We start from the raw sequence: 12952 nt of genomic DNA on the forward strand, positions 1-12952 counted from the left end.
CGGATACATTCCGCAAGACGCGGACTGGAACTTGTTCACCAGGTTGATGCCGATCATGCCGACCACCGAGGAATCCAGCGGTGCCGGCATGGCTGCCCCGTCGGCGGTGGCCGGGGTGATCGCGATGCTGGTCTCCGATGACGGCGCGTTCATCACCGGCACCGAAATCCGCATCGACGGCGGAACACACGCGTGACAGCCGATTTCACTTACGAAAGCACGCTTCGTGAAACAACCACTGACGCCGGCGTTCTGCGCTACCACGAAGCCGGTCCTACCGACGGTCCGTCGTTGTTACTGCTACACGGATCCGGCCCAGGGGTCACAGGATGGCGGAACTTCCGTGGTGTGCTGGGCACGTTCGCCGAGTTCTTCCGTTGTTTGGTTCTGGAGTTTCCCGGGTTCGGTGTCAGTGACGATTTCGGCGGCCACCCGATGATCACCGCGCTGGACGCGGTGGTGCGCTTCGTCGACGCCCTAGGCCTGGAAACGGTTGATATCGTTGGCAACTCGATGGGCGGCGGCGTGGCGATCAACTTCGCCATCGCTCACCCCGAACGGGTGCGCAGGTTGGTGACCATCGGCGGTATCGGCCGCAATATCCTGACTCCCGGTCCCCCGGAAGGCATCCGGGTGCTACAAGAGTTCACCGAGGAGCCCAGCCGCGAGGGACTGATCCGATGGCTGCATTCGATGGTCTACGACCCGGCAACGGTGACCGAGGAACTCATCGAGGAACGCTGGAACCACGCCACCGATCCGCAGACGCTGGCCGGCGCGCGGCGGATGTACAGCAAGGAAGCGTTCACTCAGATGATGAAGGCCATGGAGTCATCCAAAGGTCCGCAACCGTGGGCGGTAATGCACCGGGTCCAGGCGCCGACGTTGATCACCTGGGGCCGCGACGACCGCGTCAGTCCACTGGATATGGCGCTGCTCCCGATGCGCACCATTCCCAATGCCGAGTTGCACGTGTTCCCGAACTGCGGCCACTGGACGATGATCGAGGCGAAAGAGGCATTCGAAAGCGCAGTGCTCGCTTTCCTGCTGCGCAAGTAGATCAGTTGACGCAGGGCACGCCACCGCCGCCGATCGGTGCACCCCGGTCAGGGGTCGGCTCGGTGGTATCCGTGGTCACGCTGGACTTCCACCCGTAACTGCCGTAAATGGTTGACGGCGTGGTGGATTCAGTACTGGATTCGTCCTGGGCTGGCACCGAGAAGTTGTCGTCGACGACGACCTCGATGTGTCCGTACTGCAGTGAGTGGTTCGGCTTGTCGGGTGCGTCGATGCCCAGCAGGCTAGCCACCTCGTGTGCGTCCGAGTCAGCACCGGGCGCGTATTCGATTGTGGTGGAGCTGGGTTCACCGCGAACCCGGTCGCGTACCGCGCCGGTGGTATAGCCCCCGTGCTTGAGCGTGCGCGCGACCTTGGTGGCCAGACCGCCGACGCTGCTGGCGTTCACCACGTCGACGACCGTCGACGGATTAGGGACGCCCAAGGTGGTCGTGGTCGTGGACGCCGATGAAGTCCCGAAGGCGGCGGACACTTCGGCCTGGATCGCCGCGGGGTCGATGATATTGACGTCTTGACCGTTGATGTTGTCGTAGCGCACCACGGGCAGCGTCCGGTATTCGATCGAACCACCGGCCAGCGCACCCATCTTGCGGAACATGTCCTCATCCCAGCCCGACGACAGCACCACGTCCTTACGTGCCACCGCCATCAGGCCCTTCAACTTGCCGAGGTTGGTGAAGGTGCCCGCGTCCTGAAGCTGGTGCATCACCGACGATAGGAAGGCCTGCTGACGGTGGGTCCGGTCCAGGTCGCCGTTTTCCAGGCCGTGGCGCTGCCGCACGAATGCCAGCGCCTGCTCGGCATCCAGCGTCTGGGGCCCCGCCGGGAAGTCGGCGCCGGAGTACTCGTCATAGACAGCATGCTTGAGGCAGACATCGACGCCGCCGAGGCTCTTGGCCAAGTCGTAGAAGCCGGCCAGGTTGACCTCGGCGAAGTAATCGATCGGCACCCCGGTCAGCTTCCGAACTGCCTTCAATGTCGCAGCGCGGGCGGCTTCGCGGCCCTTGGTCTCGAGCTCTTTCTGATCGCTCAGACCCTTGTCGATCATTTTTTGCTCGACGTACTGCTTGGTGAGCCCGTAGGCCTCTTTGATCTTGATGTGGTTATAGCCGGGCACGCCGTTGAACGACACCCAGTCGTCACGGGGGATGGAGAACGCCGATACCCGGTCGTCCTCGCCGACGTGGGCCAGGATCAAGGTGTTGGTGTTGTAGCCGCCGTCATCGGAGTCGCCGGCATGCAGGTGCTTCAGCAGGCTCCAGGGCAGGTCGTCGCCGTTCTGGTCTTTCCGGGAATCGAGTCCGATCAGCAGGATGTTCATCCCGCCGCCGCTGGACTTGGGGTCTTGGGACCCGAGTGCCTGCGAGACGGTGATTCCGCTCAGCATGCCGTGCGCCATCCAGTAGCCCGATCCGGTGGCCAGCAGTGCGACCACCGCGACCACCGCCCCGGTGGCATGCAACCACCCGCGGCGTCGCGTTTTCATCGACGCCGCCCGATGGCGATGCTTAGCGCTGGATCGCTGCAGGTCTCCCACCACAATCTCGGCTTTATTCGGGGTTCGCGCCTGACCCGGGATGAAGTGCGCGCGCGGCAACGATTGGTACTTGTCGTCTAGTATGCGACAGCTTGCTGAGGATCGTGTTGTGAGCCAGGTAACCGCCAAGATTTGACGCATACGTCAAAACAGCCGATCAACTGCGGCTATTGCCCTCTGGGCGACGTTAGGCCGGACCGTCGATTGTGGCCAAATCGTGCCGCTAAAGCTCCAGAATGGCCCCGTCCCGGGCCGATATTGCGCCGCCGAAGCGGGTCTGCGCCGCCGCGGCGGTGCGCTCGGGCACACCCGGCAGGGGATGGTTGTGGGTGATCAGGAGGCGTGACACACCGGCTTCAAGGGCGATGATGCCGACCTCATCACCGGAGGTATGGCCGCGCTCGGCGTGGGTGGGTTCCCACGCCTCGTGGAGCAACGTGGTCACACCCGCCACGCGTCGGACGGTCTCCGGATCGAACTCGGTGTCGGTGCAATAGGCGAGACGGTCTCCGACGCGGAAGCCGGCCGACGGCAAGGGGTGGCGGGTTTGCTCCCACGTCTGGATTTCGTGGCCGGCGAAGCTCAAGGTGTCCCAGCCCAGCTCTGCCCAGCGCGCCGATACCAGCGGCGAGGTCGTCTGGAACGGGGAGGCGAGAAGCTGATCTTCCACGATCGAGCGGGTGGGCCGGCCGTACGCCATCGAACCCGGTCCGGCGATCGTGAGTTCCCGGCCGCCCAGCGCACGCGTACTGACGAACCCGAGGCCGGTCACATGATCGAGGTGAAAGTGGCTGAGCGCCAAGATCACTGTCTCGATGCCGTCGAGAAGGGACGGGTCGATATGCAATGCGCCTAAACCGGTTCCGGCATCCAATACCAATGCCTCGGTCCCAGAGGTAACCAGATAGCAGCTCGTCTGACGGGAGCTGGTGGGAATCCATCCACCGCTGCCGAGAACCGTCATCCGCATGGTTAGAGAATCTACGACGCCAGGGACTGTTTCAGTGCAGCGACGGTCTCCAGATCGGTCAGTGCGGCCACTCCGCGTCGAACGCCTTCCAGCGCAATGCTTTCGTCCTGCATGCCGCCCATTCCGGCAGTTATCAGGGGTGCGACGTAGGCATACAGCGCGCCCTGCCGGTAGCGCAACCAGAGCTCATCGGCAGCGAGTTCGGGGCCGCCGGCAGCGGCCAGGGCATGCCGGTAGGCGGCGAGAAGGTCGCGTTCGTGGGCTTGGCGGTCGGCGGTGGTCATACCGGTGATCAGTGTGTAGGCCAATTCCCGTCCGGGGTGTCCGCGGCGAACCGCCTGCCAGTCGAGCAATCCGGCCTCGCCATTGCGGAAGTAGACGTTGCCGGGATGCGCGTCGCCGTGGGTCACGGTGTTCGGTTGTCGGTCAATGATTTCCGCGACCAGCCGGTAGTTGTCGATGATGAAGCGACCGTCTTCGACTCCGATGTCGGTTCGCTCGGACAGCCGACGGGCCGACGTGTTCAGCAGCGGTCCGGTCAGCAACGAGGTGTGGTCGCCCGACGCGGAGTACACCCATCCGAGCGGACCGCGACTCCCGTTGGCGGGCAGGCGTTCCCAGAATGTCGCGTGCAGCCGCGCGAGCAGCTCGACGATAGCGCTGGCCTGAGCTTTGTCCAGCGGATGCAGGGTGTCGGGGAATACGCAAGGATCCACCGCGAGGTCCTCGAGGATGAGCACGAAGCGACCGGTCAGCGGGTCGAACGCCGACCCGTATGAGGTGGGCAATCCGGTCAGTTGTGGCGCCAACTCGCGATAGAACATGACTTCGGTGTGCGCGAGCCGGCCCAGTTCACCCATCAGCCGGGTGGCGACGGTCTCGGCGGGCATCTTCACGAACACCGAGGCGGGGACGTCGTCGCCGGTCAGTGTCAGCCGGGCTCGCGACGACGTCCCGGCGTCGCCGCCGAGTACCGACACCGATGTGACCCGTCGCGCCATGATCGTCGAGAGTGCTTGGGCGTCAAGCTCGTTGATCGATCGCGGCAATGAGCGCAGGCGACCGATGACGGCATCGGTCGCGACTCGCTGGATGCCGCGACCCAGGTGCGCCGCCAGGCCGAGAACCGGTGCGACCTTACTCACTGCTGCATCGTTACAAAAAGTCGACTATCTGTAAAGTAGGCGCTACAGCCTGCGGTTTTTCTGTGGCAGTGTCACACTCGACTACCCAGACCCGCAGGGCGCGTGAAGGCGTGATAGCTGAACGTCACGCAGGTGCCACACCGGTGAAAATAGTGTTGACCAGGTTCTCTATGTACGAGTCGGAAAGCTCGATGTTCTCGTAGGGAACCAGCAGCCGATGGTAGATCGGCCCGTAGAGCGCGTCGAGGATCAGGTCGGGGTCAAGTCCGCCGCGGATTTCCTTGCTCACAATGCCTTGGCGGACGATGGAGCGAGCCACGGCCCGCCTCGGCTCCACCCAGCGCGTCATTACGGCGCTCCGCAGCTCACCATCGACCTGTGCCCGTCCGATCAACACGCGCAATGTGCTGCCATAGGGCCCCCGGTATAGTCGGGCCAGGGACTTCATTGAGACGGTCAAACTTTCGCGCGCCGTGGCAAGATCAACGATCGGCGCAGCCCGGTCGACTTCGGCCAGAAATGCGTCCATCACCACGGTTGAGATATTCGGCCAACGTCGATAGATCGTCGTCTTGGCAATCCCGGTGCGCTCGGCCAGCAGTTCTACGGTCAACGCGTCGAAACCGATCTCGGTGCCGAGTTTGAGAGCGGATCGCAGAATCAGGGCAGTTGTTTCAACCCCCCGCTTCGGTGCGCTGCGCTGAGCGCCATTCGACTTCGTTCGCAAATCTGGCCCTCCTTCCATTGACGCACAACGCTACGCTACGTAGCGTTGCGTTCGTCGAATGTAGCTAATCCTTAGGAGGCGCGATGAGCGTCGATCGTTTGAGTGAAAATCTGCGCGGCAAGGTTGCGATCGTGACCGGTGCGGCCAGCGGCATCGGTCTGGCGATTACTCGACAACTGAACGAATACGGCGTTTCGGTGGTCGCGGAGGATATCGACCCCGGCGTTGACAACCTGTTCGGCAGCAGCGACACAGTGGCGTCGTTAGTTGGCGACGTTGCACAAGAGCAAACGGCGAAGGACGCGGTAGATCTGGCCCACAGCCGGTTTGGCAACCTCGATATTCTCGTCAACAACGCTGGCACGATCATCAACAAGCCTGTCGTCGAAACAACACTCGAGGACTGGAACCACATCATCGGCACCAATGCCACCGGAGCGTTCCTTCACACTCGCGAAGCGATGCGCGCGATGATTCCCCACCACAGTGGCTCCATTGTCAACATCGGTTCCTACGCGTGTTTTCAAACTTTCAAGACCATCTCTGCCTACGCCGCATCCAAAGGCGCACTCGCACAGCTGACTCGAACTGCGGCCTTGGAGGGCATCGATAACGGAATCCGGGTTAACGCGATCGGTGTCGGCGACGTTGTAACCAACATCCTCGGTGATCCAGACGATCTTGTGGAGCACGGAAAAGGCGCACCCATCAACCGGGCGGCCGACCCTACTGAGATCGCGCATATCGCGGCCTTCCTCGCATCGGACCTCGCGAGCTATGCGGTCGGCGCGGTCTGGATGGTCGACGGAGGAATGAGCGTCGCCATCCCAGACTGATCTGGAGAGAAGAGGTTGCGCCGACTAGCCATTACGTTGGACGCGAGAGCCCCCTGTCAGGATTGAACTGACGACCGCTCGCTTACCAAGGCGAGTGCTCTACCACTGAGCTGGAGAACAGTTCGGGTGCCCGCTCGGCGTCGTTCACGGCCCGATAGGTCGCTGCAGCGGCCAAGCTGTTGCGGTCGCGAAAGACCGGTTCGTTGACCCGCATCCACTTGTAGACCGACCGCGAATCACCTGCGTAGAAAGCGCCGTCGGTCAGATCGACGTCAGGCCGCCCTTATTTCTGCGGATCGATAATCGATTGCACGAATGAGTCCACCCACGCTCTACCTGTCGGCGTCGGTGTAATAGATGACACCCCGGATATTGCGCCCCTCCAACATATCTGAGTAGCCCTCGTTGATCTGTTCGAGGCGGTAGCGGCGGGTGATCATGTCGTCGAGGTTGAGCCTGCCGGACTGGTACATCGACAGGAGCAACGGGATGTCGTGTTGGGGGTTGCCGCCCCCGAATATGGTGCCTTGCAATCTTTTCTGCAGCAGCGCGAACAGTGACAGGTTGAAGGTCGCATCGGTTTCCACCACGCTGCCCATCGCCGTGATGACGCACGTTCCGCCCTTGGCGGTGACGGAGACGTACTTGTCGAGGTCCGCGCCGTCGGACCTACCGACGGTGACGATCACTTTGCGAGCCATCCGGCCGCCAGTGACTTCTGCGACCGCCATGAGTGCGGTGTCGATGTCAGGATAAGCGTGCGTGGCACCGAATTTGACTGCCTGATCGCGCTTCCATTCGACGGGGTCGACGGCGAAGATCCGATGCGCACCGCAATGCACCGCGCCCAGTACAGCTGCTGTACCCACGCCGCCTATGCCGACGACAACAACATCGTCACCAGGTCGAACCTCAGCCGCTCGCGTTGCCGATCCGAATCCCGTTGTCACACCGCAGCTGACGAGCGCCGCAACCTCAAAGGGTATCGCGGGGTCGATCTTCACCAGTGAAGTCTGATGAACCACCACGTACGGCGCGAAAGTACCCAGCAACGCATACGGGTAGACATTCTGGCCCCTGGTCTGGACGCGAAAGGTGCCGTCGGAGACAGCTGTTCCCGCCATCAGGCCCATCCCGACGTCGCACAGATTGGTCTCGCCTGCGCGGCACGACGGGCACTTGCCACACGACGGTATGAACGACGCTGCGACGTGGTCACCTACAGCAAGTCCATCGACACCTTCGCCAACCTCGACGACGATGCCGGCGCCTTCGTGGCCGCCGAGCATGGGGAACGATGCCATCGGGATGTCGCCGCTCACCACGTGATGATCGGAATGACACAGTCCCGCGGCTTCGAGCTGGACCTTTACCTCGCCCTTGCGCGGATCGCCGATATCGATTTCCTCGACCGACCATGGCTGATTGAAGTCCCAGACCAGAGCTCCCTTGGTTATCACTGAGTGGCTTCGCTCAACGCAGTCAAGGTGATCTCCCACTGTTCCTGTGGAACTTACAGTTGCGACAACAGTACAGCAGATCAACGTCAATCGGCCGAGCAAATGCTGGGCTCATAAGCCCAGATTCATTCGAAAGCAACCCAGTCCGTGCCCGCTCGCTTACCAGGCGAGCGCTCTGGCATGCCGCCTCAGGTGGACCGCTTCATGGAACGCGCCCTCACCGGCTACTGGCCGGTGTCGTGGGAGTCGTAGAAGTAGTGGAGCTCGTCGGACTCGTCGGACTCGTCGGACTCGTCGGTGTCGTTGGGGTCGTCGGGCTCGTTGGACTTATTGGCGTCGTAGGGCTGGTCGGAGTCGTTGGAGGTGCAGCGCCCGGGGGCGTGGCTCCAAGGCCCGGCCCTTCGCCACACCAGTCGGCCACATCTTTCGGGTACTGATCCAGCGGAGGAGGGCAACGGTACCCCGGCGGAAAGTTGGCGCCGGCGTTGAGCAGATCGCAGGGAACGAGGACCTGCTTGCCTTTTTGGGTGTTGCTCACGCACTTCACCGGTTGACCCGGCGGCACCGATGGATCGGCGTGAGCCGGCACCGGGATGATGATCGCCACCGACACAGCGGCGAGCGCCCACACGAAACGGCGACAGATCATGAGCACTCCTTCATGCAGTGCCCCCTATCAGGATTGAACTGACGACCGCTCGCTTCTAAGGCGGCCCAGCATACCTCCGCAGGTATTCATCTCGGTCCGCTGAGTGGACCGAACCCTTGCCCGCCAGCACGGCTCCGGGAACCATTATTGAGAACTCTTGTGCCAGAACATTATTGAGAACGGGTGCCAGTAGGAGGTTGTTGTCATGTATCAGGTCCACCCGCCCCGGCGACATTCGCCTCCAGGCGGAGAATTTACTGGCGACTGCGGTGGTGGTTTATACGTCAATAGCAATACGTCGTGCCCGTTCGCCCAGAATGTCGCCGACCAGTGGCAGATCGCCGACCCAAAGGGGGCGGCCTCAGGGGCCTCGTCGTGGGTGATCGACGCCTGGAGCCCCGTAACGAATCAGAACTACACGATGACCTGTCTGCGGGAAGGCGACGCAGTCATTTGTCGGGGCGGAAACGACGCGGCGGTTTTCTTCTATATCGAATAGCTCCTGGCCGATGACATGCGCCAGCCGAGATATGCGGCGTTGCCCTGTCCTGTTGGCCGTCGCGACGGCGGCGCCCGGTGTGATCATCGCGCCGCCCGCCATTGGGGACGCGGGTGCGACTCGGTGTCGGCCAGCAGATTTCTTCGACCTCACCCAGTAACCGAGGGGTGAATGCGGGGACTCTCAGCTTCAATCGAAGGGGGCGACCTCTGCCATGACCACCAAACGTCGCATCCAGACGCCGCCCAACTCCGACGTGCACGGCCCGGAAGTTCCGCCGGTACAGGTAGTCGACGAGCGGACGGGCGCTGTCACGTTCCTCGACAAGCTCAAGGGCTACTACAAGGCGTTGATCACCGTCCTCGGTGCCGTCCTGTTGGCACTCAACGAACTCACCCCACTGATGGACTTCCTGCCCACTACAGCACACCATTGGCTGTCGGTGGCCATCTCGGTCGGCACCGCGATCCTGACCTTCCTGAAGGCCAACGAGCACTGGATCGACGACGCCTGACGTCCCTGGCGGTTGTCTGCTCTAAAAGGGGGGCTGTGGTATGGATGCTTCGGCTATTCAAACGCTCAGCGGTGACTCTGATGCCGAAGTGGGTGAGCGCCATCAGTCCGGCGATATGCCTCCGAGGTAATGTCGCTGCTCAATGCGATTGTGGGTGTGGTGAACTGACGACCGCTCGCTTACCAAGCGCCCTTCCGCGACCTGTCCCCGACAGGACGACCCGACAGCGACGGCTCGCACCTTCGCCGGCTTCAGTCGGCGCGTAGCTTGGACGACATCAGCCCGTCGTAGAATCCCCAATGGCTCATCGAGCCGGCCCCGGCCGCGTTAGCTCAGTTGGTAGAGCGTCGCTCTTGTAAAGCGGATGTCGAGAGTTCGAGTCTCTCACGCGGCTCCATTCCTGTCGGTATTGAGGGATAGCGTCGTCTTGTGTCAGGTAGTTGTCTCGGGTGCGGAGTCGATTGCGTGGGCCGCCGGCCAAAGGTGTTCTGCACCAATGCATGCCAACAGTCACATCGCCGACGCTTGCTGTTAGAGGCCTGGCTCGACAACGGAATCTGTGGTCGCACGTCGTACCAAGGGCACTACATCCGGGACTACCTCTATGAGCAGCAGCGCAGTTGCTGCGCGATCTGCGGCGCCGACGACAAGTGGAATGGCGTGACCCTGGCGCTGATCCTCGACCACATAAATGGAGACGCAAGCGATAACCGTCGTGAGAATCTCCGCCTCATTTGTCCCAACTGTGACAGCCAGCTACCAACGTATAAGGCCAGGAACCGCGGCAGCGGTCGCTACTACCGGCGACAGCGGTATGCGCGCGGCCAGTCGTATTGACCCTCCAACCAACTGAGTTTCCAGAGAACGTTCGGCTAAGGAGGGCCGTTTTTAACCCGGCCAGCCTAACGGCTCACTCGTCGTGGGCCGAGTTCTCGTGGTCGATAACTCGCTGTGAGCGCACCGTGCGGGTCGGTGAACGCCGGCCCGGACGGCGGCCGGGCAGTGGAATCCGCTCGGCGATGCTGCTCAGCGGGTTGACCACCAAAGTCAGCGACATGACAGCGTCCTGCAGCGTGGCGATGGCCGGCTCCAGCGCCTCCATCCCGGGCGCGAGCCGACTCAAGGTGTCGGCGACCGCGGCCAGCTGCTCGAGCGGCCCGTTGCGGGCGGTCAGCGTGTCGATCAGACCGCCTTCGGAAAGCAGCCGATCCGCCAGCCCGTCTTCGGCGAGCACTCGCTCGATCAGCCCGTCGTCGGCGGTCAGTTGGTCCACCAGCCCGCCGGGCTTCAGCGCGCGCTCGAGCCCGCCTCCCTCGGCGGTCAGCCGGTCGAGCAGGCCGCCCTCTGCGGTGAGCATGTCGACGACTCCGCCCGGACGCAGCAAGCGATCGACCGGCCCGTTGTTGGCAATGGCGCGCCCGAGTGGCGCGTCGTCGTCCAGCAACCGGGCCAGCCGGTTGGCCCGGGTGATCGCGTCGTCGATGCCCAGCATGTGCGCGACCGCGTTGGATCCGCTCGTCGTGCCGGTCTCGCCCAGGGTTCGGTGTGCCATCCCGAGCGCTGAGGTCGCAAGGCCCACACCTGCGTCGGCGGCGGCCAGTCCGACTCGCACCGGCGCGGTGGCGAGGCTTACCAGACTCTTGCCGAGATTCATCCCACGAGTCTATTCAGGCTGGGCCATATCCCGTGGTCATTGGCCGGCATCAGCCTGGCACTGAACTCTCAGGCCCAGCACAGCCAGCTTCCAGGGTTCTTTTAGCTAAGTGCGAGGGAATTAGCTCCATGTCCGCAGCAATGCAAGAAGCAGCACCAGAGGCACGGGTTCTCGTCGTCGACGACGAAGACAACATTGTCGAGCTGCTATCGGTCAGCCTGAAATTTCAGGGCTTCGAGGTCTACACGGCGACTAATGGCGGATCGGCGCTCGATCTGGCCCGCGAAGTCAAGCCGGACGCGGTCATCCTCGACGTGATGATGCCCGGCATGGACGGCTTCGGAGTGCTGCGCCGGCTACGCGCCGACGGCATCGATGCGCCCGCGTTGTTCCTTACCGCCCGTGATTCGTTGCAGGACAAGATCGCCGGGCTGACCCTCGGCGGCGACGACTACGTCACCAAGCCGTTCAGCCTGGAAGAGGTTGTCGCCAGGTTGCGAGTTATCCTGCGCCGCACCGGAAAAGGCGTCGCCGAGAACAACAAGGCACGATTGACCTTTGCCGACATCGAAATCGACGAGGACACCCATGAAGTCTGGAAGGCCGGCGAGCCCGTTTCGTTGTCGCCCACCGAGTTCACGCTGCTGCGCTATTTCGTGATCAACGCAGGCACCGTGCTGAGTAAACCGAAGATCCTGGACCACGTGTGGCGCTACGACTTTGGCGGCGATGTCAACGTGGTCGAGTCCTATGTGTCCTATCTGCGTCGCAAGGTCGACACCGGTGAGAAGCGTCTCCTTCACACGCTGCGTGGAGTCGGCTACGTGCTGCGGGAGCCTCGCTAACCGCCGATGCCGCGCCAATTTCGGGTAGAACTGCCGCTGCGCGTTGCGCTCGTCGCCGCCACTCTGCTGCTGGTCGCGTGCGGCCTGACAGCGTCGGGCATCGCAGTGACCTCGATCCTGCGCCAGCACCTGATCCAGCGGGCCGACCAGACGCTGGAGGAGGCATCTCGTGGCTGGGCGCAGGCCCCGAAAGGCGCGCTGAAGGTGCCACACGGGGCCAACCTTGACCGGCCGCCCTCGAATTTCTATGTGCGCAGCGTGACTTCGGACGGGAAAGGTCGGATCGTCATCAACGACCGGCGCGCCGAACCCATCTTGCCGGCCAACAACGATGTTGGGCCCGAGCCGACGACCGTCGGATCGGTCGACAAATCCGGTGTGCAATGGCGAGTGGTGTCGGTGCACGGGCCCAATCGATTGGTCACCGTGGCCTATGACCTGTCCGAGATCCAGCACACGGTCCGTTCGCTGGCCTGGTTGCAACTGGGCATCGGGGTGGCTGTCCTGCTGATCCTCGCATTGGCCGGCTCATGGGTGGTGAACCGAAGTCTGCGGCCGTTGACGGAGGTCGAACAGACCGCCGCCGCGATTGCCGCCGGTCAGCTGGATCGCCGTATCCCCGAACGTGATTCGCGAACCGAGGTCGGCCGGCTTTCCGCGGCGCTCAACGGGATGCTTGCTCAGATTCAGCAGGCGTTGGCGTCATCAGAAGCCTCAGCGCAAAAGGCACTTAGCTCCGAGAACCGGATGCGTCGCTTCATCACCGACGCCAGCCACGAACTGCGCACACCGTTGACCACCATGCGCGGTTTCGCCGAGTTGTACCGACAGGGCGCCGCACGCGACATGGAGATGGTGATGTCGCGGATCGAAAGCGAGTCCCGCCGGATGGGCCTGCTCATCGATGACCTGCTGCTGCTGGCCCGGCTGGACGCCCAACGCCCGCTCGAACGCAAACTGGTGGATCTGCTGGCGCTGGCTACTGATGCGGTCCACGACGCGCGGGCGGTGTCGCCCAATCGAACGATCACCATCGACG

Annotated in this window: 14 protein-coding genes, 2 tRNA genes and 1 pseudogene; 8 read left to right on the plus strand and 9 right to left on the minus strand. The window is 62.9% G+C overall.

Features of this window, described 5'->3' with window-relative positions:
• Together VN856_RS15035 and VN856_RS15040 are read left to right on the plus strand one after the other, a co-directional pair.
• Positions 1–196: SDR family oxidoreductase (locus VN856_RS15035; RefSeq protein ID WP_325690365.1), on the plus strand; the 196-nt coding region annotated here is incomplete at its 5' end.
• The gene (locus VN856_RS15040; protein ID WP_325690366.1) at positions 193–1059 is read left to right on the plus strand and encodes an alpha/beta fold hydrolase; all 867 of its coding nucleotides are present in this window, start codon (positions 193–195) and stop codon (positions 1057–1059) included. The genes VN856_RS15035 and VN856_RS15040, both read left to right, overlap by 4 nt.
• A 1-nt stretch (position 1060) precedes the next feature.
• Here VN856_RS15040 and VN856_RS15045 read toward each other — a convergent pair whose 3' ends face one another.
• From VN856_RS15045 to VN856_RS15060, 4 genes are all read right to left on the minus strand, one after another.
• Positions 1061–2563 carry an LCP family protein gene (locus VN856_RS15045; RefSeq protein ID WP_325690368.1) on the minus strand — a complete coding sequence of 501 codons (1503 nt, stop codon included), beginning with the start codon at positions 2561–2563 and terminating at the stop codon, positions 1061–1063.
• Between the two features lie 274 nt (positions 2564–2837).
• Complete coding sequence (locus tag VN856_RS15050) at positions 2838–3584, minus strand: MBL fold metallo-hydrolase (protein WP_325690370.1); 747 nt, start codon at positions 3582–3584, stop codon at positions 2838–2840.
• Between the two features lie 11 nt (positions 3585–3595).
• Positions 3596–4729: a phosphotransferase gene (locus tag VN856_RS15055; RefSeq protein ID WP_325690372.1), complete on the minus strand. Its 1134-nt coding sequence runs from the start codon at positions 4727–4729 to the stop codon at positions 3596–3598.
• A gap of 124 nt (positions 4730–4853) precedes the next feature.
• A complete protein-coding gene (locus tag VN856_RS15060; RefSeq protein WP_325690374.1) occupies positions 4854–5456 on the minus strand; it encodes a TetR/AcrR family transcriptional regulator in 603 nt (200 codons plus the stop codon).
• Between the two features lie 83 nt (positions 5457–5539).
• Here VN856_RS15060 and VN856_RS15065 point away from each other — a divergent pair, with 83 nt between their 5' ends.
• The gene (locus VN856_RS15065; protein ID WP_325690376.1) at positions 5540–6292 is read left to right on the plus strand and encodes an SDR family oxidoreductase; all 753 of its coding nucleotides are present in this window, start codon (positions 5540–5542) and stop codon (positions 6290–6292) included.
• 50 nt (positions 6293–6342) lie between these two features.
• Here VN856_RS15065 and VN856_RS15070 read toward each other — a convergent pair.
• The 4 genes and pseudogenes from VN856_RS15070 to VN856_RS15085 all read right to left on the minus strand — a co-directional run bounded on the left by VN856_RS15070 (position 6343) and on the right by VN856_RS15085 (position 8162).
• Positions 6343–6404 (minus strand) — tRNA-Pro (locus tag VN856_RS15070).
• Positions 6399–6557, minus strand: a pseudogene (locus VN856_RS15075) (cytochrome P450); the annotation flags it as partial. The gene VN856_RS15070 and the pseudogene VN856_RS15075, both read right to left, overlap by 6 nt.
• 67 nt (positions 6558–6624) lie before the next feature.
• A complete protein-coding gene (locus VN856_RS15080; protein WP_325690378.1) occupies positions 6625–7752 on the minus strand; it encodes an NDMA-dependent alcohol dehydrogenase in 1128 nt (375 codons plus the stop codon).
• A gap of 224 nt (positions 7753–7976) precedes the next feature.
• The gene (locus tag VN856_RS15085; protein WP_325690380.1) at positions 7977–8162 is read right to left on the minus strand and encodes a hypothetical protein; all 186 of its coding nucleotides are present in this window, start codon (positions 8160–8162) and stop codon (positions 7977–7979) included.
• A 952-nt stretch (positions 8163–9114) separates the two neighbouring features.
• Here VN856_RS15085 and VN856_RS15090 point away from each other — a divergent pair.
• From VN856_RS15090 to VN856_RS15100, 3 genes are all read left to right on the plus strand, one after another.
• The gene (locus VN856_RS15090; RefSeq protein WP_325690382.1) at positions 9115–9414 is read left to right on the plus strand and encodes a hypothetical protein; all 300 of its coding nucleotides are present in this window, start codon (positions 9115–9117) and stop codon (positions 9412–9414) included.
• Between the two features lie 321 nt (positions 9415–9735).
• A tRNA-Thr gene (locus tag VN856_RS15095) sits at positions 9736–9811 on the plus strand.
• A gap of 32 nt (positions 9812–9843) precedes the next feature.
• Positions 9844–10251: an HNH endonuclease gene (locus VN856_RS15100; RefSeq protein ID WP_325690384.1), complete on the plus strand. Its 408-nt coding sequence runs from the start codon at positions 9844–9846 to the stop codon at positions 10249–10251.
• Between the two features lie 73 nt (positions 10252–10324).
• On the opposite strand, the gene VN856_RS15105 is transcribed toward VN856_RS15100, so the two are convergent.
• The gene (locus VN856_RS15105; RefSeq protein WP_325690386.1) at positions 10325–11068 is read right to left on the minus strand and encodes a hypothetical protein; all 744 of its coding nucleotides are present in this window, start codon (positions 11066–11068) and stop codon (positions 10325–10327) included.
• 128 nt (positions 11069–11196) lie between these two features.
• Between VN856_RS15105 and VN856_RS15110 the strand changes: the two genes are divergently transcribed.
• Both VN856_RS15110 and VN856_RS15115 read left to right on the plus strand, forming a co-directional pair.
• Positions 11197–11913 carry a response regulator transcription factor gene (locus VN856_RS15110; RefSeq protein ID WP_325690388.1) on the plus strand — a complete coding sequence of 239 codons (717 nt, stop codon included), beginning with the start codon at positions 11197–11199 and terminating at the stop codon, positions 11911–11913.
• A 6-nt stretch (positions 11914–11919) separates the two neighbouring features.
• Positions 11920–12952, plus strand: a 1033-nt coding sequence (locus tag VN856_RS15115; protein ID WP_325690390.1) for a HAMP domain-containing sensor histidine kinase, incomplete at its 3' end; no start/stop codon positions are given.

Source organism: Mycobacterium sp., from assembly GCF_035603715.1.
Classification (GTDB): domain Bacteria; phylum Actinomycetota; class Actinomycetes; order Mycobacteriales; family Mycobacteriaceae; genus Mycobacterium.

What these genes read in the sequence shown, in the direction of transcription:
- VN856_RS15045 (WP_325690368.1), bottom strand. Translation starts at nt 2,563, where the DNA reads ATGAAAACGCGACGCCGCGGGTGGTTGCATGCCACCGGGGCGGTGGTC.
- VN856_RS15050 (WP_325690370.1), bottom strand. Translation starts at nt 3,584, where the DNA reads ATGCGGATGACGGTTCTCGGCAGCGGTGGATGGATTCCCACCAGCTCC.
- VN856_RS15065 (WP_325690376.1), top strand. Translation starts at nt 5,540, where the DNA reads ATGAGCGTCGATCGTTTGAGTGAAAATCTGCGCGGCAAGGTTGCGATC.
- VN856_RS15090 (WP_325690382.1), top strand. Translation starts at nt 9,115, where the DNA reads ATGACCACCAAACGTCGCATCCAGACGCCGCCCAACTCCGACGTGCAC.
- VN856_RS15105 (WP_325690386.1), bottom strand. Translation starts at nt 11,068, where the DNA reads ATGAATCTCGGCAAGAGTCTGGTAAGCCTCGCCACCGCGCCGGTGCGA.
- VN856_RS15110 (WP_325690388.1), top strand. Translation starts at nt 11,197, where the DNA reads ATGTCCGCAGCAATGCAAGAAGCAGCACCAGAGGCACGGGTTCTCGTC.